Below are 20,445 nucleotides of genomic sequence, written 5' to 3' on the forward strand. Positions count from 1 at the left end.
CACCATGCGTAACAAATGGATCGTCAGCATCGATGACTACCGAAAAGCTTCGCGCTGGCACCTTCCAAAAATGATCACCGACTATTTAGACGGTGGGGCGTTGGATGAGATCACCACTCGCGCCAATCGCGAGAGCCTCGATGCCCTGATGCTCAGGCAACGCTCAATGGTGGACTTGAGCGAATTATCCACCGAAGCAACGGTCCTGGAGCAACCCGTGGACTTTCCGTTGCTGGTGGCCCCCATGGGCATGCTGACCATCTTCCATCCTGGCTCAGACCTGGCGGTAGCCCGTGCCGCGGTCATCGCGGGCTCCATTTTCATTCACAGCGCCTGGGCGGGGTGCGCCCTCGAGGAAGTCGCTCCCATAGCCGGGGACAAGCTCTGGGCCCAGGTCGCTTTCTGGAAGGATCCAGCCGAAACCGAAAACTACATCCAACGAGCGCGGAATGCCGGGGTCAAAACCTTGGTTGTCGCCGGTGACGTCGGATCGTCGAGCAAGCGCGAACGCGATATGCGCCACGGTCTTTCCATGCCGCCTAAACCACCAGTCTTCGACTACTTCACGACCGCAATGCGACCACGATGGATTTACCGGTGGCTGACCGGGCGCAAGATGACCTATGGAAACTACTCCATCGATGGCAAAGCGCTCCGCATGGATCAAATGAATCAGTGGATGGCCAGCAACAAGAATTCGAGTGCTGATTGGGCGGATTTCGCTAAGCTGCGCCAGCAGTGGGACGGGAAGCTGGTGATCAAGGGCATCATGGATGCCGAAGACGCCGCGCGAGCGGTAGCCGAAGGTGCCGATGGCGTCTTCATCTCAAATCATGGAGGTCGACAGTTCGACGCGCAACCAGCCACCATCGACGTTTTGCCTTCGATCGTCGCAGCTGTGGATGGAAAGGCCGAGATCTACCTTGACGGCGGGATACGTCGCGGACATGACATCGTCAAGGCAATCGGGCTGGGTGCCACCGCTGTAATGGCGGGACGCCCATTTGCCTACGCCTTGGCGACCGGTGGTGAGCCAGCGGTGAGCAAGGCCTTCAAGATTCTGCACGACGAGTTCAAAGGCGCCATGGGTTTCGTCGGAAAAACCAGCGTGGAATCAATAGACGAGTCGGTCTTCGCGCTGCGTAGTCGAATCAACGACTACGTTTAGCAAAAGGTCCGGCACGCGAGCGAATACAGGTTCTCAAGACGCGGTTCGTCCCGGTTCCAAGCAATAGGCCTTGGAACCGGGACCGCGGCGAACCTTTTGCATGCTTAGCCAAGAACGGGTTGCCCATCGGGAACGCCCGCATGAGGCTGAATCCGCCACCCAGAACAAGGTTCAGAGTCACTTACCAAACATCTGCAAGGTAGCTATCGCAGCCACTGACTAGGCTGCGCCACATCTCTAGAAACCCGCAGTATGGTTCTGTTAAGCCTTGTCGATTGCTTCCTTCAGCGCAGCAAGAATCAGCGCTACCGAGGTTGGGTTAGCGTTCGGCCCCATCAGACCGATACGCCACACGGTGTTCGCGTACTGTCCGACGCCGCCACCGATTTCAATGTTGAAACGCTCCAGCAGGTAGCCGCGGACCTTGGCCGAGTCCGTCCCTTCTGGAACCTTGACCGTAGTCAATTGCGGAAGTCGGTAGCCTTCGGTTGCAAATAATTCCAAGCCCATGGCCTCGAGACCATCTTGCAACAGCTTGCCAGCTTCCTGATGGCGCGTGGTCACTGCGTCCAGGCCTTCGGCGAGGATCCGGTCGATGCCGGCTTCCAACGAAGTGACCATGGCAACTGGTGCCGTGTGGTGGTAGGTGCGCCCACCGCCGCTTGCGCCGGTGGCATATCCACCGAGCAGACCGAGATCCAGGTACCAGGACTGGGGCTTCTGAACGCGGCGTTCAAACGCGCGGTCAGAGATGGTGAAGGGTGCCAGACCGGGCGCAACACCAATGCATTTCTGGGTTCCAGCGTAGCCGATGTCGATTCCCCACTCGTCTGCCAAGACCGGCATTCCGCCAATGGAAGTCACCGCATCCACAATCAACAAGGCATCACCTTTGATGGCGCCGAGTGCGGCAATATCGGAAACTACTCCGGTGCTCGTCTCAGCATGCACGCCAGCAATTACGGTGGGATTCGGGTGTGCCGCGGCGACTCGCTCGGCGTCGATAGGTGTTCCGTACTCGTGGTCCACACGTACGACTTCGGCGCCCACGCGCGAGGCAACCTCGCACATGCGCTCACCAAACAGCCCGTTGATGGCAATGACTGCCACATCCCCTGGATTGATGGTATTCACGAAAGCGGCTTCCATGCCAGCGGAGCCGGTAGCACTCAGCGGCAAGGTACGAGTGTTCTTGGTCCCCCATAGGGTGCGCAGTCCATCGCCTACACGGTCCATGCGGGCAATGAATGCTGGATCCAGGTGACCGAGCAAGGGAAGCCCCAGCGCGGCGGTTGCTTCTGGATATGGGTTGCAGGGACCTGGGCCGAACAAATGACGTTGCAGAACAGTCGTGCTCATGACTACTCACTTTCATTCAAGGTGGGCGTGCGTTACCTTCACCTTAGAACCAAAAACGCTTGATAGCGAAAACTAAATTTCGTATGTCGGATGTCGAATTGCATTGCGCTATCGACACCGTTGCGCTCGAACCTCAATGACGATACTCGCGCCGACTCCCGCTACCCTGCACGAAACAGCGGAAGGACCACTCTGGGCTGGTCCTTCCTCCGAGTCAACGAGTCTGAATCACCTACGCCTGTACGCGGGCAGCGCCCAGTTGCGCCATAAAATCGGGCAGCTCTCGCACACCTTCCAAGATCGCATCGTGAGGGTGCAGTTCGAGGTCTGCGCGTCCAAGCTTCCCGGTGAGCACTCCCACCGCAATGGCTCCAGCGTTCGTCGCCGCCTGCAGATCGTTGACCGTATCGCCGACAGCAATCACCTTCGCCACGTCTAGTACTCCGGTCTGTTCCATCACCCGGTGGATCATGTACGGCGCAGGACGGCCAGCTGCCACCTCATCGGCGGTGACTACGGCATCAAGCAACCCGCCCTCTCCAACTCGCCAGCCCAGGCCGTTGAGCAAATCGGTGGCCACATCTCTTGAGAATCCCGTCGTCAAAGCGATTTTCACGCCTTGTTTCGCCAAAATCTCGAAAGCCTCTACTACACCAGGAAGGGCGACCGGAGGGTTCTGAGCATAGTAGGAAAACAGTAATTCGCGGAAGCGATTAAAAGTTTCCGCTACTAATTGTTCTTCCGCTTTTCCACCACCCAAACGGATGAGCGCGGTAATGGCTTCACGCTTCTCCGCCCCCATCCAGGTCTGCAGGTTTTCAGGCGATACGTCCACTCCGGTTTCGCGCACTGCATTCTCCAGCGCCCTGTATACATCCGCATGTTCATCGATGGTTGTTCCTGCCATGTCGCAGGCGATCAGTTCGATCATGTTCTTACTCCAAGGTGTTGTTAGGTAACTGAGTTCGGGACGCGAGTTAGTGCGGCACGATGCTCGCTGGTATTTTCGATGCTGAAGTTTGCAAGCTGCGGTAGGTACCTGTCATCGGAATATTCAAGTATTTCTCCCGCACGCGACGAGGTGATCCGTCGTTCGCGCAGTAGCGGTGTGCCCACTTGAACACCTAGAAGTTCGGCATCCGTCTCATCCGCGGCGACTGCGTCAATTGTGTGCCGTCCGCGCGAGAGATCGACTCCCTGCTCACGCAAGTACCCAAAAATGGATCCTGAGTCGCTGTCAAAATCGAACAATAGTCGCCCGGCTTCCAGCGCAAAATTGGAGCGTTCAACCATTGCCGGAGTTTCGTCCAGCAGTCGCAGTCGCAGCACTTGAATCACTTTCTCGTCCGCCCTGAGTCCCATCTGCTCTGCCACGATCGAGTCGGCAACGCGTCGGGCGAGTTCCACCGTGCGCTGTCCCGGAGAGCGTCCAATCGATTGAGCCCATTCGGTAAAGGACATGAAAGTGCTGAAGGACTGGGACGGCACGGTGTGCGCCACCGTAGGCGGCTTCCCTTGCCCACCGGCAATGAGTCCCTCGGAGCGCAGGGTGGCGAGGGCATGGCGAACGGTACCTCGTGAAGCCTCGACTAAGGCACACAGTTCAGATTCACTTGGAAGCTTGTCTCCTTCTCGCCATTGTCCTGACGCAATACGCTGCCTCAGGTCGGCGGCTAATTGCTGATGCTTTGGATAGTTCTTGTTCGGGCTCACAACTTGATCATACAAGTGCGACTACTGAAAATTCGCGGTTTTCATGGACATCGAAACGAATCCTAGGTAAACGGATGGCCCGCAAGTTGAACACTAATCAAACTTGTATAGACAAGTGCTGTTTTAGCTTGAATAGGCTCTCCGAAGAAGTGCATGATCAATTTTGTGATCAACGAAAACACCTTCCACAACGAAACTCCCAACGCCATGCATGCCGATGTAGTGGTCATTGGCGCCGGGATCGTAGGCTTGGCCCACGCCGCCCGCTCGGTCGATGCCGGGCTCTCTGTCCTCGTCATCGATCGTGACCACCAAGCAGTCGGCGCGTCCGTCCGCAATTTCGGCCACTGCTGCATTACTGCCCAAAGCGGTGAACTTTACGAGCTAGCTCAAGCCGGACGGCCCTTGTGGTTGGACTACGCAGATCGCGCAGGTTTCTGGGCCGCCGAGTCCGGAGCACTCGTGGTGGCTACCACCCCGACCGAGCTTCAGATCCTGCGCGAGCTGTCAGATCGGCGTGCCCCTGGTCAGATCACTTTGCTCACGGCTTCCCAAGTCGCTCACGAACTGGGGCGTTCCGAAACCCAGGGGCTCCTCGGTGGTGCCATGTTGCGTGATGACCTTCGTGTGGATCCCCGAACCACAGTTGCGAAATTGGCAGGGTGGATCGATTCGCTGCCACAGGCTTCGGTACGTTGGAACACTTCGGCGCTCGGCTTCGGCATCGGAGAGCAGCACCGCGCTCGAGTCGAGACCAGCCGGGGGCCTATCGAAGCGGATCAGATATTTGTTTGTGTGGGCCACGACGTTGATTATTTGTTCCCCGCTCTGGCCGAAGAACACCGTATCAAGCGCTGCGCACTGCAGATGGCAAGTTCCGAAAGCCCTGCAGATCTCAAACTAGAACCAGCGGTGCTCACCGCAACGTCAATGCTGCGCTATGAAGCGTTCACCGAGGTCCCCTCGGCTCAGAAATTACGCGCCGAGGTGCGCTCCAAGCATCAAAACCTATTGGATATTCAAGCAAATGTGATGTTTACCCAGCGGCCGGATGGAACGCTGCTCTTAGGCGACTCTCACGACTACGAATTGACCCATCCGCCTTTTATCCAGGAAGACATTTCAAACACCCTGCTGAGCTCCATCGAATCCGTTCTTCACCGCGAACCGCTGAGCATTCTCGAACGCTGGCAGGGAGTCTATGCCTCCAGCGACGTTGGACCGCTCTTGATTCACAACGTCGCCGAGGCCATCACCGTAGTGTCCGTCACCGCCGGTGTCGGTATGACGCTGTCCTTCGGCTTGGCCGACCGCAACGTTCGCTCGCTCATTCAGGAGCCCTCGCTGAGCGCCCCATCGAAGTGACACAAAGTTACCCATTTCTTTCTTCAGGAGTAATCATGAAACTTTCACGCACCGTCGCAGTGGCGGCATCTGCCATAGGGCTCGTAGCGTTGTCGGCCTGCGGTAGCCCGCAGACCCAATCGGAGGCGGTAACTGACGTCCCGGCATTTTGCGCCGATGGTCCGCTGATGTTTGGCATAGAACCGTTCGAAGCCCCAGCGAAACTCGAGCCCGCTTATGGGGTCCTGGCAAATGCACTTGAGCGTGAGTTGGGTTGCAAAGTTGAGATGCAGGTAGTCGAAGATTATTCGGCCGAAGTGCTCGCCATGCGCAATGGCAAGCTGGATCTAGGTCAGTTCGGTCCCGTGGGCTATGTCTTCGCAAGCGAGCAGGCAGGTGCCGAGCCACTGGTATCCTTCGGCACCGCTGAGGGCGAGTTGAGTACCTACACGGCCGGCATCTGGGTTCCCAAGGACTCGGATATTACCTCCATCGAGCAGCTTCGCGATGCTGATCTGGCCTTGGGCGGTGTGGGTTCCACCTCCGGGGATGTGCTACCCCGCTATGCGCTCAAGACCGCGGGCGTTGCCGAATCCGAGCTGAATCTGAACTATGCCGGAGGCCACCCCGAGTCATTGCTCGCGCTGACCAACGGCACTGTTGACGCCGCCCAGATTAACTCGCAGACCCTGGCCGTGGCAAAGGCTGAGGGAACCTTCGACCCTGCGGACTACCGCGAGATCTGGACCTCTGAACCAATCCCCAATGACCCCATCACCATTCGTGCCGATGCCGATCCGGCGCTGAAGGAAGCAGTCAAGACCGCATTGCTTGAATTGCCCGAGGCGGACATCGCACAGGTAGGTGCATTCCTTGATGTCACTCCTCCAGGTCCGCTGCTCGAAGTCACCAAGGATACCTATCAGCCATTATTTGATCTTGCCGCCGAAATGGGCCTAACCGAGAAGGACCTCTAAGTGCGCGATTCAGTTCCTGCCCCACCCTCAACTCCCGCTCGAGCGCTAACAGTTACCGGTCTGGCAAAGTCATTCAATGACCGCAAAGTGCTAGACCAAGTGAACTTCCATGTGAACCGCGGAGAGCTGGTTGCCTTCCTCGGGGCCAACGGATCTGGTAAGTCGACCACGCTTAAATGTGTTGCCGGATTATCCGCACCGGATTCCGGAATCGTTGAGCTTGAGGGAACCGATCTGGCAACGCTCCATGGCCGGGCCCTGATCGAGTCGCGCAGTAGGGCCGCCATGGTTTTCCAGAAAATTCATCTGGTGCCACGCCGCACGGCGCTGGAAAATGTTTGCGCTGGAGGTTTGGCACGCGTCTCCGGATTAGCTTCGATCACTCCGGTTTTCTTCTCTCGTCAATTACGTGAAGAAGCCATGGCTTGTCTTGATCGGGTGGGGATGGCAGACCGTGCCTTGGATAAAGTCGGACGCCTTTCGGGAGGGCAGCAGCAACGTGTAGCCGTGGCCCGAGCACTCTGCCAGCGGGCCTCAGTGTTGTTAGCCGATGAACCGGTATCCGCCCTAGACCCACATGCTGCGGAGAACATCATGGAGCTGCTGTCCGAACTCGCCCATCAGGAGAACCTAGCTGTCGCAGCGGTATTGCATCAACCAGATTTGGCACTGCGCCACGCGGATCGCGCTATTGGCCTGATGCACGGTCGCATTATTTTTGACGGTCCGGCTAGCTCGTTGAACGAACCGGTCCTGGATACGCTCTACTCCCCTGAACGGAGCGCAGCATGAGCCTGCAGATTGAACCTCGAATCGAAAGTCACCCCATGGACGAGTCCAGCTCAGTCATAGCTTCCCGGCCGGCAACGCTCAGCGTGCCACACGACCGGAACCGAGTACGCAGACGCCTGCTCTGGGGCGCGGCCACTGTCCTCATCGTGATACTGCATCTCTTGGCTATACGTGGCACGGATTTTGACCCGGCAGTACTCGTTGAGGGTTGGCGGGGCATGGCACGTTTTCTCGGTGATGCCTTCCCGCCGGATCTGAACTGGGAAACCGTCGTGAAGCCAGGGTTGGAGGCCACCCTCGTCACGCTATGGATTGGCCTGTTGGGTACCACGTTATCCATTCCTACTGCATTGCTCTTGGCAGTTTTGGCGGCGCGTAGCACTTCCCCACATCCGCTGGCCTACCAAATTTCCCGTGCGATTTTGTCGTTCTTCCGGGCGGTACCAGATATCGTCTTTGCGCTGATCTTCGTCACCGCGGTTGGGCTTGGCCCATTTGCCGGGGTGCTGGCACTGATCTGCCACAATACTGGCGTGATGGGAAAGTTGTGGGCGGAGTCAATGGAAGAAACTGACCATGGTCCGCAAGAGGCCCTCTCCACGACCGGTGCATCAAGGTTGCAACAGATAGCGCATGGTTCCCTGCCTCTGGTTGTCCCTCAGTTTATTGGCTTGTTGCTGTACCGCTTCGACGTGAACGTTCGCTCGTCACTCGTGTTGGGGTTGGTGGGTGCCGGAGGTATTGGCTTGCTCATCAATCAGGCGATCAAGTCTTTCCAGTTCGACACCATGCTCACCCACATCATCATCGTTCTGTTGCTTATTATCGTGGTGGACCAGGCCTCAGGGTTTATCCGCCGCAGGCTGGCAGTCTAGGACGCCTCGCGGGTTTTCCGCTCGGAGGATCCAACCAACTGTTCGCTAAGATTGTCCGGCTCCCGCAGGAGCTGGGCGATCTTTTGCTTTCAATGATCTACTCGCGCCACCAATTCTCAGCCGATTCCTCAGTGCTCGGCGACAGCAATGAGCAGAACTGCTAGAACCTAAATGGAGCATTGCTTCTTGAAAAGGTTGTCGGCATAACCGCCACATATTTTCCGTACCGGTCGGTAATTTCTTGTGCCAGTAGCAACGGTTCGGTTAATACCAAAGGCAAGGCAGCGGCAGGAACCTGCAAGAGGTGTGTGCCGCCGCTAAGCCCTCTGCACAATACGAGTTTATTGAGCTTTCGCAGCTCAGTGCTGCATGACGTTTAATGAGAACTCGATGAATCCGTCATCTTCTACTGCAACGAATCCCAAGTCCGGGGCTTCAACACCGAAGTCGGCCCAGTTCACAGGTATCTGGCCGACCAGCTGGGCCTGTCCGTCATTAAAGACGGCCTCCACGTCAGTGGTCACCGCAACGGTCTGTCCATTGAGAGTCAGTTCACCAGTCATGTTGAAAGATTGAGCGCCGCCGACATGTGACGCAGACACGTCAACTGGTTCGACAAGGCTGAAGGTTGCTTCAGGGAACTGCTCGGTATCGATGGCAGTAGTCCGGAAGTACTGGTCGCGTCGGTCGGAGTCAGTTGAGATGGTATCCACTTGCAGGGTGAGATCCGCTGCGATGAGCTGATCTTCTTGAACTGTGAGAGACCCGGTAATGTCTTCGGTACGCCCGGTGACTGTCACGTCGGCACCGTTGAGAACTTCATCGAGACGGTATCCGGCGAAGGAACCCGAACCGACGGACCAAGTTCCAGAGGTGTCCCCGGCACTCGAATCACTGCCAGTTTCCGGCGCACCGTTGGACTGTTCAGCCGCAGGGGTCTGGGAAAGTGTTGGCACGTCTTCGGCCTGAGCCGAGACGGTGGAGGCATAGATACGACTGCCAATAAAGACGCCCGCAATAATGGCTACTGCTGCCAAAGCAATAATCCATACTCGCCGTATCTTTTTGGATTTCTTCTCGACGGACTGGACTGAATCTGTCTGCTCTGTCATTGCAACTCTCGATTGATCACGCCGTCCTTCGACGACAATTTACTTGACCATTCAATTGTTCCATCGGCAATGTGAGTCGGTGTGGAATCCATAGGACTTCACCAAATATCCACAGCCGCTAAACAGGGAATCGGTTTTGGAACACCACATCTCAGCTTCAAAGGCGCCAAAAGGAAAATCCCCGCCCCCCATGAAGGGAAGCGGGGATGTTCACACCGAAGCGTGAGACTACTTGCGCAGGCCCAAACGCTCGATCAGCGCACGGTAGCGCTCGATGTTGGTGTTCTTGAGGTAGCCGAGCATACGACGACGGCGACCAACCAGAGCCATCAGGCCGCGGCGGGTGTGGTGATCGTGCTTGTGCATCTTCAGGTGCTCGGTCAGGTCCTTGATACGACGGGACATAACGGCAATCTGAACCTCAGGCGAACCGGTGTCACCCTCGTGGGTGGCGTAAGCCTTGATGATTTCGTTCTTTACTGCGGCATCTAATGCCATAACAAACTCCTGGAGTTGGACCGCGTTTCATTCGGTGTGAGCGTCAGACACTCACGACGGCGTCTCGCAACCGCGGACTGCAGCGAGAACCATCGACAATCATATCACCGACGGACCCGTCGGCGCGCCCTCCAAGCATGGGTGAGATAGGGCACCTCGACGATTTGTGCCGCTTCAAAGCCCAGATGCTCGCACCAATACCAGATCAGATTCTGCTCAACTTTGGCTCTGGTTTCTTCCTTGGAGCGCCGGTAGTAGCTGCGCGAACGAGTCAGTTCCAAGATGCCTTGAAGGTCCAGTTCCATCGGCCAATGCCAGATCCCCGATTCCGGGGTGTCGAATTCTTTGCCTAGCGGTGGCGCAATTTCCGGACGGTGCACGTCCCCGGCATGCATGATGCGAGCCAGTCGATGAACCCAAGGCACTTCTACGTCCAGTTGGTTCCAAAGCAAAACAAGCGAACCATCGTTGCGCAACAACCTGGCGGCTTCGGCGCTAGCAAGAGGCGGATCAACCCAGTGCCAGGCTTGGGCATAGGTGATCAAATCCGCACTATTCTCCGGCATCCCGGTCGCTTCTCCGGAGGCACATACCGTATGCACTTGCGGTATGCGCTCCTTGAGCACGGCTAGCATGTCTTCGGACGGATCCACCGCCCAGACATCTATCCCCGCCCCGAGGAGCTGTTCGGTGAAAATTCCAGACCCGCAACCGATGTCTATGGCGCGCTCCACGAAATCGCCGGAAACTGTAAATTCCAACGCTTCGCGTGGATACGCCGGACGAATTTTGTCGTAATTCGCGGCCCCAGCCTCATATGCGGAGGCCAGGTCCGCGCGACGCTCGGGTTTCATGGTGAACGCACGGCGAGGCAGTGAAGGAATTTCCGGCATGTTCCTAGTGGGATTCGGTGGCCAGCACGCTGCGCGCCTGGACCACATCTTCATTCATCTGCTCGATCAGCGCTTCGATGCCACGGTAGGCCACCATGGGGCGCAGATGAGAGATGAACTCAACAACAATTTGCTGGCCATAGAGGTCAAATTCCTCGTAGCCCTCTACGGGGCGATCAATCACGTGGGCCTCGACGACGCGCGCAACACCGTCAAAGGTCGGGTTCGAACCCACCGAGATGGCCGCAGGCCAGCGCACTTCGGCTTCGTCGATCACCCAGCCGGCATACACGCCATCTGCCGGGATAATACCGGCAGCCTCTGGCGCCAGGTTTGCTGTGGGGAACCCCAATTCGCGTCCACGGGCTGCCCCGTGGACTACTTCGCCGCGCATCCGGTGCGGACGTCCAAGGATGGCCGCTGCGGCTTCGACGTTGCCTGCCGCCAGTTCTTCGCGGACCCACGTGGAGGAAAGACGACGCTTATCGCCTACGTCTTCGACACCGATGACATCAAAACCGTATTTTGCGCCCAGCTCGCGCATGAAGTCGAAGTCGCCGGAGTTGCCATGGCCGAAGCGGACGTCGTGGCCCACCACCACTGCCACCGCATTGAGCTTCTCTACGATGATGGAATGCACGAATTCTTCGGCCGACTGTTCGGCGAATTCGAGGGTGTAGTTGATCATTAAAGTCGCATCCAGGCCAACACTGGCCAAGGTGTCGATACGATCTTCCAGACCCATGATGAGCTCGGGAGCAGAGTCAGGGCGGTGCACCTGTGCTGGATGTGGGTCAAAGGTGATCGCTACCGATTTAGCCGAGCGCCTTTTGGCATGCGAGACCGCAGAATCTAGAACTTCACAATGCCCGAGGTGGACGCCGTCGAAGTTACCAATGGTCACGACAGCGGGAGCCATATCCGTGGGGACTGAGTCCAGGCCCTTCCAATAGTGCACTTTGCTCCTCTTGACTCTGCAACGAAAGATAAATAGTTTACCGAGGTAATTCTTGCACGTCTTTAGACGTGACGCTCATTACGGTTACGGAAGAGCCACCACAAACCAATCAGTGGCAGCACCAGCGGAATATAGCCATAACCCTTGCCGAAGTAGCTCCACACGGAGTCGTGGCCGAAGTGATCAGGTAGCACGAAGGACAGCAATCCAACCACGAGCACGCCCAGCAATTCGAAGCTCACCGCAAACAGGGAGAGCTTCCAAGCCCCTGGCTTAGCGGAGGACAGAGTAAAAGTAGCGAGGATATAAACCAGACCTGCAAGCAATGACAAAAGGTAAGCCAGCGGGGCTTCAGAGAAGTCACGAAAGAAAATCTGGTACAGCGCACGCACTGTGGCCGAAAGCGCTAGCACACCGTAAACGGCGATAATAATGCGGCCCAGTCCGGTGGTCCTTCCCGGACGTGGCGCTTTGTCAACGCCACGAGCTTGCGCAGCTTGTACGATGCGTGAATTACGTGGTTTCTCGCTCATGCAACAACTCCTACGTGCCAGATTTGCTCCATGCGGAACAACATAACAAATGTGATGGCTCCCGAAACAGCCAGTACTGTATTTGCCCAGCGGCTCTTATCGCTGACCGCCCAGAAGAACGCTATCGGCGGCATGATTGCCGCGGTCAGCAAATAACCCCAGAATTCCCAAGGCTCACCGAGAATAGCTTCTCCCCCGGCCTGGCGAATACCCGCAGCTACCGCATAGACAATCAGAAAAATCTCGGTTCCTGCTGTTGCGATCAACGCCCAATCATCCGGATAACGCCGGATGATGGTGGCAATGATTCCGAGCAACACGGCGAGCGCACACACGATGGCGCCGGCGATAAAGAAGCCGTTAAGGGCAAACAAGACTGAGCCTTTCTGAAAGTCTCACGAAGAAATGAGTTACTGCTTTCCGGTGAAGACTATTTGGCCGCGAGCTTTCTCGCCCTTATCTGCAATGAGTGCCACCAGTCCGCCGTCCGGTGCGAAAGCCGCTACGAGCTCGCCCTCGGGCAGTTCCATAACATTCTTGGAAGCGGTGATGGTTCGTCCGTAAGAGAGCTCGGAAGCTTCGTCTTCGGTCAGTTCGCGGCTTGGGAATAGAGCCGCGGCTGCCTTGTCGAGCGAGAGGATCTCGAACTCTTCGGCGAGCTGTTCCAAACGCTTTGCTTTTGCTATCGGATATGGGCCGACCTCGGTGCGACGCAGCGCGGTGAGATGACCGCCAACGTTGAGCGCTTCGCCCAAGTCTCGGGCCAATGCCCGGATGTAAGTTCCTGATGAGCAGGAGACGGTGACGTCTACGTCCAACACCTTGCCACCCACTTCGCGGCTGATTTCATGGATGTCGAAGCGGGAGATGGTGACCGGGCGGGCTTTGAGTTCTACTTGCTCGCCGGCACGGACTCGAGCATAGGAACGCTTGCCATCTACCTTGATCGCCGAGACCTGGCTTGGGATCTGCTCGATATTGCCGCGAAGCTTGGCGATTTCGCGTTCAATATCCTCGTCGGTCACCGCTGCCGCAATGCGTTCGGAGATAACCTCGCCTTCAGCGTCATCGGTGACGGTGTTCTGTCCCAGACGGATGGTGGCGGTGTAGGTCTTGTCGTGTCCCACAATGTAGGTCAGTAGACGTGTTGCCTTGTTAACACCGATCACCAGGACACCCGTTGCCATGGGATCAAGGGTGCCAGCGTGGCCTACCTTGCGGGTTCCTGCAAGCCGACGGATTCGGCCCACCACGTCATGGGAGGTCATTCCCTGATCTTTGTCGACTAATACGAGGCCCGAGGCCTGCTCTTCAGTGTTCTGCCCGGCTTTACTCACGCCTACCAGTATAGGCGTTATGAAGGCCGCCCTTGCGGTGATGCGTGTCATGCGGCCACAGCCCTCGTCCCGAAAATCGGCTACGAATAGAAATCCAATCCAAATTTCATTCCCGGCGCGGCAAGCACAGATCATTCCGTGCCTAAGTTCAGCGGTGGACAGAGAACCCCGGCTCGATAGGTTCGAAGCACCTGGAAGGAAGAGAATTTCCTAGGACCCAATGCCAGATAACAGACTAGAACCCCGCGAACTGATCAAGTTCATTCTTTTCTTGGCGGGTTGCTTACTGCGCTCGGGGCTACCCGTAGCGCTTGGTTTTTGACACAACTAGCATTCCCGCAATTGGGTGAACTCAACGCTGGACTCTAGGGATGAGTACCGCTACTGTCCCTCGTGTTCATACTGACGATTCTTGGAGCCGGCAAAAATCAGATGCCGCTGGCGACGATTGGCGCCGCGATGGGTTCCCATGTCCGTGTGGGTCTAGAAGACTCGCTGTGGATCGGCCCGGGGCAGCTTGCGGCGTCGAATGCCGAACAGGTGACCCGTATCCGAACTATCCTCGAAGCACTGAATTTTGAGGTGGCCACTCCCGATGAAGCACGCGAAATGCTGGCGCTCAAGGGGCGTGAAAACGTAGCCTTCTAGCCCCCTGGCAAGCTTTCGAAACACGCAAACGAAAATTTGGCTCCGGCTCCTCAAGGATTGCGCAGCACAGTCTGCGTCTGCCTTGAGCAGCTCAAGCGGGCTAAGCGCAGCCCCCTATTGAGCGGCGATCGGGTTTGGCCGACGCCTCAGGTATAGCCGGGCTAGCGGCACTACTTGTTCGAGTCCTCCGGACGTTTCCGGAACTGATCGGAGATGAGGTTGGCGTTCGCGTGGTCCCATTGTTCAATCATGCTCTTACCGCCGTGTCCATCTCCTTCGTCAATGATGAGCTTTGACCTCGGCCAGCTACGGTGCAGGTTCCACGCGGTGATTGCGGGCCCGGAAATATCGCGTCGACCGTGTATCAGGGTTCCGGGTAGGTGCTCAATGCGCCCCATGCGTTCTAGCAACTGTGAATCTGTTCGGCCCAAATGCGTCCAATAGTGCGTGGTGAGTCGGGCAAAGGCGATTCGAAATGCTTCGTCCTCCCAGCGAGGATCGCGTGCAAATCCGCCGGCGCCAAGCGAGATGTGGGTGTCTTCCCAATGCGCCCATTCCTGCGAAGCATCCGCCCGGGTCTTCGAATCTGCGCTATTCAGCAGCCGGGCATAGGCCTCGACTATTCTCCCTTCTCCGCGTCTATATCCGACTCCGCCGTGCTCGGCGTACGAGGCGAATCTGTCCCATGCCTCGGGAAAAATCGAGCCGACTCCTTCGGTGATCCAATCGATTTCTCTTCTGCTAGTGGTGGTCACCGCGAACAGAACCATTCCAAGGACGCGTGCGGGGCGGGCCTGGGCGTACGCGAGCGCGAGCGTTGATCCCCAAGACACCCCATTGAGTATCCACGCGTTAATGCCTCGTGCCTCGCGCAGCGCCTCAATATCTTCAATGAGGTGGGCACTCGTATTATGCAGAAGCGACGTGTCCGGGTTCGAGGCATGCGGTGTCGAACGTCCGCAGCCTCGCTGCTCAAACCCGATAACACGGGTGTGTTTCAGGTCGAATCTGTGCCGATAGCCACTCGCGCCTAGGGTCCCGCCCGGTCCACCGTGGAGATATAGCGCCGGCACGCCGTCGGCTGCGCCCCATTCTTCCCAATAGATGCTTTGGCCGTCTCCAACGTCAAGCATTCCCCTCTTGCGTGCAAGCTCGTTTGCCACTTGCTAAACCTCTTTCGATTTCTTGGGAAAACGGCCCTTATGCTGTTTCCCCTAGGAGCAAATTGCGGAATCCGCCCCACACGCGGCAATACAGTGAAGGCCATTTTATTCGGCGGCTTTCCAGTGCTAGCCGGTCCGCGTCGATTAGCGGACAGCCAGGAGCGAGCCGTGAGTTCGTGCTTGGCCTTCGTTCCGCGATTCGGATTGGGTCACGGTGAATCCCGCTGCCTCGACATGTGAAGCCAGGAGATCCAAGGGCCAGTAGTAGGCGGTGGCAACCGCATGGTCGAAGGGTTCGAGGGTGGGGCCGGTGAAGAACCCCAAGGCAAGGCCGCCACCGGGGCGAATGCAGCGAGCGAACTCTGCGAGCGCCTCACCGATTAGTTCGGGAATGGTGTGAATCAGTGAATACCAGGCAAGCACGCCGCCCAATGCTTCGGAGCCAACGTGCAAGCTTTCTGCCCGGCCACGTCGGTACCGTTCTTGGGGGTAGCTCCTTTGAGCGATTCTAATGAACTCGGGAACGGGATCTACACCCTCTACGGCAATCCCCAAGGTACTCAAATGATGTGTCCATTGTCCCGGACCGCAGCCGACGTCAAGCACCGTGCCCTTGATACTGCGCGCCCACGTTTCGACAAAAGCCACATCGGCCGCGGCAGCATGTTCAATGCTGCCGACCGCATCCACATACTGGCTTGCCTTGGCTCCATATGAGGACCTGACGGATTCAAAAGTCATAACGCCACTCTAGATGTTTTGGATCTGAGGGCACCCAATGCCGTCGCCTCAGAGCCTTCCCCCCTAATATTCCGTTCCGTGATCGTTTCCGAGATCCGGGTGTGGGCGTTCGAGACGATGGCAAGATATTCGGCATCTTAGGACATATCCGTTAAAACTGATCACCGATCCGCCGAATATTGCCTTCACCTAAATGGAAGATTTCGTCATGATTGTCTCTGAAGTTCGGCTTCTATGTGCGCCCCACCCCCATGAGCGCACAATAGACATGTAGAGTTTTTCCTAGTCGGTGACGTTGCTGCGAAGCGCTCGCCATCCGAGAAATTTTCATTTGAAGCGTTGTGCCAGGGCGTTGGATAATCTCCAGAACGTCTGGCCTTAAACAGAACCCTCAGAAGGAGACCAGCGTGAAAATCGCCGTCCTGACCAAACAGGTACCTGATACATGGTCGAGCCGTCGCTTGGACCTGCAAACCGGAATGCTCGACCGCGCAGCGGCAGACCTGGTCGCCGATGAGATCTGCGAACGCGCCTGCGAGGTCGCACTCCAAGCGGAAAAGTCATTGGACGAGGTTGAGGTCATTGCCGTCTCCATGGGAGATGAGAAGGCAGTGCTTGCACTGCGCCGGCTGCTCTCCATGGGCGCGCATTCGGCGGTGCATATCTCCGACCCGGCGCTGGCTGGGTCGGATATGATCTCCACCGCCCGGGTGCTCGCGGCGGCTCTTGCGAAACTCGACGTCGATCTGATTCTTGCAGGCAACGAATCGACCGACGGCAAGGGTGGCATGGTGCCAGCAATGATCGCCGAACTCCTTGACCGTCCACTGCTGCCCTACGCCGACGAATTGGAAATCAGCGCAAGCGAAGTGACCGGAACCAGCCAGCTGGGCGAAACCACCATGAATTTGAGCGTGCAGCTACCCGCCGTTGTCTCGGTGACGGAGAAGTCCGCCGAGCCACGCTTCCCGAACTTCAAGGGAATCCGTGCGGCGAAGACCAAGCCATTGGAAACGTGGACCCTGGCCGACCTCGGCATCGAGGCAGGTCCCGAGGCGGCCCACTTCCGTTCGGTGATGGTCTCTGCGGAGGACCGCCCCGAGCGAGTCGCCGGACCAAAGATTACCGATGACGGAACGGCAGCCACCCAGCTGGCCGACTTCCTGGCCGAGAAGCACTTTATCTAATTCAGCTCGGGTCTTTCCACAATCTTCATCCCCACGATTTGTCCTTGCTCAGGAGGATTTTCCCATGGTTCAAACCACCCACAGCGTGCTCGTCCATGTCCAGGTATCGCCGGACGGCTCCCCGCAGAACACCACCGCAGGCTTGCTTGGAACGGCCGCCCAGTTCGGTACCCCGGTCGCCGTTGCGGTCTGTGCCGCGGGCCAAGAGCAGCAGCTTGCGGCCAAGCTCGGTGAACTCGGCGCCGCCGAAGTTCACCTGCTGCCTACCGACCTTGACGCTTTGGCTCTTGGCTCGGCCGATGTGGCGGCGCTCGCCTCGGCCACCAGCACCGTGGCTCCGGCCGCGGTGCTGCTCTCCAATACGGCCTCCGGCCGCACCATTGCCGGTCGTTTGGCCATTCGGGTTGAGGGTGCCGTCTGCGTTGACGCGGTGGGCATGCGCTGGGCCGAGGACGAGCCGATCGCCATGCACTCGATTTTCGGCGGAGACGTCACCTCAGAATCCACCGTCGAGGGCGGACCGCGCATCTTCACGATTCGCCCCGGTGCCGTAGATGCCCGAGCCGAGTCCGTCGCGGCACCGCAGCTGACCATCATCGAGCCTTCGGCTCTGCCCAAGGTATCCAAGGGCGCCCAAATCCGCTCGGTCGAAGCGATGCAAAGCGATGCCTCCCGTCCGGATCTGCGCAGCGCCAAGATCGTCGTGTCCGGCGGACGCGGAGTGGGCTCGGCGGAAAAATTCGAAATCGTCGAGCAGCTGGCCGATCACTTCGGCGCGGCGATTGGCGCCTCGCGTGCCGCGGTGGATTCAGGCTTTGTCTCACCGAAGCTGCAGGTGGGCCAGACCGGTGTCATCGTCTCCCCGGACCTGTACATTGCCTTGGGCATCTCCGGGGCGATTCAGCACCGTGCGGGTATGCAGACCGCCAAGACGATCGTAGCCATCGATAAGGATGAGAATGCGCCGATCTTCGACCACGCAGACTTCGGCATCGTTGGCGACTTGTTTACCGTAGTCCCGAAACTGCTCGAGGAAATCCGCACCCGCCAAGGGTAATCACGGCATTCTCCACTCAGGTAGGTTCCGGCGAAGCATCACCTGCCGGATACGACGACGCGATGAGGTTCAACGATTATGACCAAGCAACGGATGGCAGGCTACACGCCCCTGCGCGCCAAGGTCGGGGTTAAACCCGATGCGGCTGCCGAGCCTGCACAGAAAATTGAGACACCACCGACGGCGAGCGTGCCCGCAGCACCGGTCACCGAACCGGTGGCCAGCGAGCCGGTACTCGCCGCTCCCCCAGTGCAGAGCGCTCCGGCCCCAGAACAGGTTCCTGCACCGGCCGAGACGGCGGCCGTTCAGCCTGAGCCTGTGCCGGCGCCCGTCTCGAACACCGCCGCTAGCTCCTCACGCCAACGCATGCAGGGCTATACCCCGCTCCGGGCTCCGGCCGCGGACGCCGCCAGCGCACAGGTCGCGGCACCGGCTGCCGCCGCTGCGGAAACCGCTGGCGTGGCCGCAGCAAAGCCGGCGGCACCGCCGAGCGAAACTCCGCCGGCACCGGCCCCGGAACCGGCTGCTCCGGCAATTGCCGCTTCGGGCGCCGAGGCAGCTTCGGCGGATTCATCCGAACGGGCTGCAGTTCCGTCCAATCGCATGCAGGGCTACACTCCCCTGCGCCAACGCGAGGATGCGACTGCCGGAAAGTCCTCCGAGTCTGCGGCTCCCGTTGCCGAGGCCCCAGTGGCTGTCCCGGTTTCCGAACCAGTCGCCGACGATGCAGCCGCACTCGGGCAACCACCGGTCGTTGAAGAAGCCGCCGAGCCCGCGGCCCAGAGGCCACCGGCCGTTGCGGAACCAGCCGCGCAGGCCGCGAGCGTGGCCCAGCCTCCCGTCGCGGAAAAGCGTCCGGCCTCCGATGCCCAAGGAACTTCAAAGATCAAGATGAAGCCCTGGGTCAAGCCGGCGATCATGGTGATCGGATCGGTCATTGTGGCCCTGCTGGTGGTTCTTGCCGCGCGCGGCTTGCGCACGCTGGAACCAATCCAGGACTTCATCGCCACCTATGACGGGCATTCAACCATGCCCGACACTGCGCCGCTCGGAATTCCGGCTTGGCTTGGTTGGCAGCATTTCTTGAATATGTTCTTTATCGTGCTGATCATCCGCACCGGGTTGCAGGTGCGGTATGAGAAACGACCGGCAGCGATGTGGACGCCCAAGGCGAACTCCTGGTTCTCCCCGAAGGGAAATAGTCCCAAGAAATATTCGCTCAGCATCTGGACCCATCAGGCCTTGGATGCGTTGTGGGTGCTGAACGGAGTGATCTTCGTGATCCTGCTGGCTATTACCGGCCAGTGGATGCGTGTGGTTCCGACCAGCTGGGATGTCTTCCCGAATATGTTCTCCGGCGCCATTCAATATGCCTCGCTCAACTGGCCTGTCGAAAATGGCTGGATTCATTACAATGCCTTGCAGATGACCTCGTACTTCCTCGTGATCTATGTGGCTGCCCCACTGGCCGTCTTGACCGGTGTCCGGATGTCCAGCTGGTGGCCGACTCAGCCTAAGGCCTTGAATCGGGTCTATCCGATCGAGCTGGCCCGCAAGGTGCATTTCCCGGTGATGCTCTTCTTCGTCGCCTTCGTGCTGGTCCACGTATTCCTGGTATTCACCACCGGCGCGTTGAAGAACCTGAACCACATGTATGCCTCGCGGGACGCGGCCGATGCATGGGGGCTGGTGATCTTCTTGGTCTCGGTGGCGGTGGTCGCGGCGGCTTGGGTGTTCATGAAGCCAATGTTCCTCCTGCCGGTGGCAACGATGACCGGCAAAATTTCCAAGAACTAGGTCCGCTTGCCACGGCGCCTGCAGGCTTCTCAGCGGAGCCGGCAGGCGCCGTTTGGCATCTCAGAACACCGCTTCGAAAAGCAATAGCTTCGATTCACCGTCGTCGGCACGCACCATGCGAATCTCTTCGCCGGCCGCGATCTGCACAAACCCGAATTTCGCATGCAGGCGTAGCGATGAGACGTTTCGTTCGTTGGTGAAGTAGTACGCGCGCCGGCTCCGCGCAGCGATCCATTCCAGACGCGCCGCGGTGAGGGCCTGGCCAATTCCATGCCTGCGCCAGTTTGGATCTA

Annotated in this window: 22 protein-coding genes; 9 read left to right on the forward strand and 13 right to left on the reverse strand. The window is 58.3% G+C overall.

The window, feature by feature from the left end; all coding sequences use genetic code 11:
• Positions 1–4 precede the first annotated feature (4 nt).
• A complete protein-coding gene (locus ACT3UQ_RS17425) occupies positions 5–1,168 on the forward strand; it encodes an alpha-hydroxy acid oxidase (RefSeq protein WP_096288263.1) in 1,164 nt (387 codons plus the stop codon).
• 261 nt (positions 1,169–1,429) lie between these two features.
• Here the strand turns inward: ACT3UQ_RS17425 and ACT3UQ_RS17430 are convergent, their stop codons facing one another.
• From ACT3UQ_RS17430 to ACT3UQ_RS17440, 3 genes are all read right to left on the reverse strand, one after another.
• Positions 1,430–2,527: a pyridoxal-phosphate-dependent aminotransferase family protein gene (locus ACT3UQ_RS17430; protein ID WP_096288265.1), complete on the reverse strand. Its 1,098-nt coding sequence runs from the start codon at positions 2,525–2,527 to the stop codon at positions 1,430–1,432.
• Positions 2,528–2,759: 232 nt separating this feature from the next.
• Positions 2,760–3,458: a phosphonatase-like hydrolase gene (locus ACT3UQ_RS17435; RefSeq protein WP_096288267.1), complete on the reverse strand. Its 699-nt coding sequence runs from the start codon at positions 3,456–3,458 to the stop codon at positions 2,760–2,762.
• A 20-nt stretch (positions 3,459–3,478) separates the two neighbouring features.
• On the reverse strand, positions 3,479–4,240 hold the full coding sequence (locus tag ACT3UQ_RS17440; RefSeq protein ID WP_444637612.1) for a GntR family transcriptional regulator: 762 nt from the start codon (positions 4,238–4,240) through the stop codon (positions 3,479–3,481).
• 153 nt (positions 4,241–4,393) lie between these two features.
• Between ACT3UQ_RS17440 and ACT3UQ_RS17445 the strand changes: the two genes are divergently transcribed.
• The 4 genes from ACT3UQ_RS17445 to phnE all read left to right on the forward strand — a co-directional run bounded on the left by ACT3UQ_RS17445 (position 4,394) and on the right by phnE (position 8,228).
• A complete protein-coding gene (locus ACT3UQ_RS17445) occupies positions 4,394–5,605 on the forward strand; it encodes a TIGR03364 family FAD-dependent oxidoreductase (protein ID WP_444637613.1) in 1,212 nt (403 codons plus the stop codon).
• A gap of 35 nt (positions 5,606–5,640) precedes the next feature.
• On the forward strand, positions 5,641–6,561 hold the full coding sequence (locus ACT3UQ_RS17450) for a phosphate/phosphite/phosphonate ABC transporter substrate-binding protein (RefSeq protein ID WP_105554764.1): 921 nt from the start codon (positions 5,641–5,643) through the stop codon (positions 6,559–6,561).
• Between the two features lie 87 nt (positions 6,562–6,648).
• The gene (locus tag ACT3UQ_RS17455) at positions 6,649–7,353 is read left to right on the forward strand and encodes a phosphonate ABC transporter ATP-binding protein (protein WP_255248512.1); all 705 of its coding nucleotides are present in this window, start codon (positions 6,649–6,651) and stop codon (positions 7,351–7,353) included.
• The gene (gene phnE, locus ACT3UQ_RS17460) at positions 7,350–8,228 is read left to right on the forward strand and encodes a phosphonate ABC transporter, permease protein PhnE (RefSeq protein ID WP_255248513.1); all 879 of its coding nucleotides are present in this window, start codon (positions 7,350–7,352) and stop codon (positions 8,226–8,228) included. The genes ACT3UQ_RS17455 and phnE overlap by 4 nt, the downstream gene beginning before the upstream one ends.
• A 359-nt stretch (positions 8,229–8,587) precedes the next feature.
• Here the strand turns inward: phnE and ACT3UQ_RS17465 are convergent, their stop codons facing one another.
• The 7 genes from ACT3UQ_RS17465 to truB form a co-directional block, all read right to left on the reverse strand.
• Entirely contained in the window at positions 8,588–9,340 is a 753-nt protein-coding gene (locus ACT3UQ_RS17465; RefSeq protein WP_096288275.1) for a YceI family protein, read from the reverse strand.
• 228 nt (positions 9,341–9,568) lie between these two features.
• Complete coding sequence (gene rpsO, locus ACT3UQ_RS17470; RefSeq protein WP_096288277.1) at positions 9,569–9,838, reverse strand: 30S ribosomal protein S15; 270 nt, start codon at positions 9,836–9,838, stop codon at positions 9,569–9,571.
• Positions 9,839–9,942: 104 nt separating this feature from the next.
• Positions 9,943–10,731: a class I SAM-dependent methyltransferase gene (locus tag ACT3UQ_RS17475; RefSeq protein WP_096288279.1), complete on the reverse strand. Its 789-nt coding sequence runs from the start codon at positions 10,729–10,731 to the stop codon at positions 9,943–9,945.
• A 4-nt stretch (positions 10,732–10,735) separates the two neighbouring features.
• Positions 10,736–11,689: a bifunctional riboflavin kinase/FAD synthetase gene (locus ACT3UQ_RS17480; RefSeq protein WP_096288281.1), complete on the reverse strand. Its 954-nt coding sequence runs from the start codon at positions 11,687–11,689 to the stop codon at positions 10,736–10,738.
• A gap of 62 nt (positions 11,690–11,751) precedes the next feature.
• Complete coding sequence (locus ACT3UQ_RS17485; RefSeq protein ID WP_096288283.1) at positions 11,752–12,222, reverse strand: hypothetical protein; 471 nt, start codon at positions 12,220–12,222, stop codon at positions 11,752–11,754.
• Complete coding sequence (locus ACT3UQ_RS17490) at positions 12,219–12,596, reverse strand: hypothetical protein (RefSeq protein ID WP_096288285.1); 378 nt, start codon at positions 12,594–12,596, stop codon at positions 12,219–12,221. The genes ACT3UQ_RS17485 and ACT3UQ_RS17490 overlap by 4 nt, the downstream gene beginning before the upstream one ends.
• Positions 12,597–12,632: 36 nt before the next feature.
• Positions 12,633–13,559, reverse strand: a complete 927-nt coding sequence (truB, locus tag ACT3UQ_RS17495) for a tRNA pseudouridine(55) synthase TruB (RefSeq protein ID WP_255248514.1) — start codon at positions 13,557–13,559, stop codon at positions 12,633–12,635.
• A gap of 393 nt (positions 13,560–13,952) precedes the next feature.
• On the opposite strand from truB, the gene ACT3UQ_RS17500 reads away from it, so the two are divergent.
• Positions 13,953–14,207, forward strand: a complete 255-nt coding sequence (locus ACT3UQ_RS17500; protein WP_255248515.1) for a 3-keto-5-aminohexanoate cleavage protein — start codon at positions 13,953–13,955, stop codon at positions 14,205–14,207.
• A gap of 170 nt (positions 14,208–14,377) precedes the next feature.
• Here the strand turns inward: ACT3UQ_RS17500 and ACT3UQ_RS17505 are convergent, their stop codons facing one another.
• Positions 14,378–15,370, reverse strand: a complete 993-nt coding sequence (locus tag ACT3UQ_RS17505) for an alpha/beta fold hydrolase (RefSeq protein WP_444637614.1) — start codon at positions 15,368–15,370, stop codon at positions 14,378–14,380.
• A gap of 144 nt (positions 15,371–15,514) precedes the next feature.
• Positions 15,515–16,111: a class I SAM-dependent methyltransferase gene (locus ACT3UQ_RS17510; protein ID WP_444637615.1), complete on the reverse strand. Its 597-nt coding sequence runs from the start codon at positions 16,109–16,111 to the stop codon at positions 15,515–15,517.
• A 407-nt stretch (positions 16,112–16,518) separates the two neighbouring features.
• On the opposite strand from ACT3UQ_RS17510, the gene ACT3UQ_RS17515 reads away from it, so the two are divergent.
• From ACT3UQ_RS17515 to ACT3UQ_RS17525, 3 genes are all read left to right on the forward strand, one after another.
• Complete coding sequence (locus ACT3UQ_RS17515; protein WP_444637616.1) at positions 16,519–17,298, forward strand: electron transfer flavoprotein subunit beta/FixA family protein; 780 nt, start codon at positions 16,519–16,521, stop codon at positions 17,296–17,298.
• A gap of 64 nt (positions 17,299–17,362) precedes the next feature.
• Positions 17,363–18,355 carry an electron transfer flavoprotein subunit alpha/FixB family protein gene (locus ACT3UQ_RS17520; protein ID WP_105553697.1) on the forward strand — a complete coding sequence of 331 codons (993 nt, stop codon included), beginning with the start codon at positions 17,363–17,365 and terminating at the stop codon, positions 18,353–18,355.
• Positions 18,356–18,433: 78 nt separating this feature from the next.
• A complete protein-coding gene (locus ACT3UQ_RS17525; protein ID WP_444637617.1) occupies positions 18,434–20,152 on the forward strand; it encodes a cytochrome b/b6 domain-containing protein in 1,719 nt (572 codons plus the stop codon).
• 60 nt (positions 20,153–20,212) lie between these two features.
• Here ACT3UQ_RS17525 and ACT3UQ_RS17530 read toward each other — a convergent pair.
• Positions 20,213–20,445: GNAT family N-acetyltransferase (locus ACT3UQ_RS17530; protein ID WP_444637618.1), on the reverse strand; the 233-nt coding region annotated here is incomplete at its 5' end.

It is taken from the genome of Glutamicibacter sp. AOP12-B1-11 (genome assembly GCF_052379245.1).
Classification (GTDB): Bacteria; Actinomycetota; Actinomycetes; order Actinomycetales; family Micrococcaceae; genus Glutamicibacter.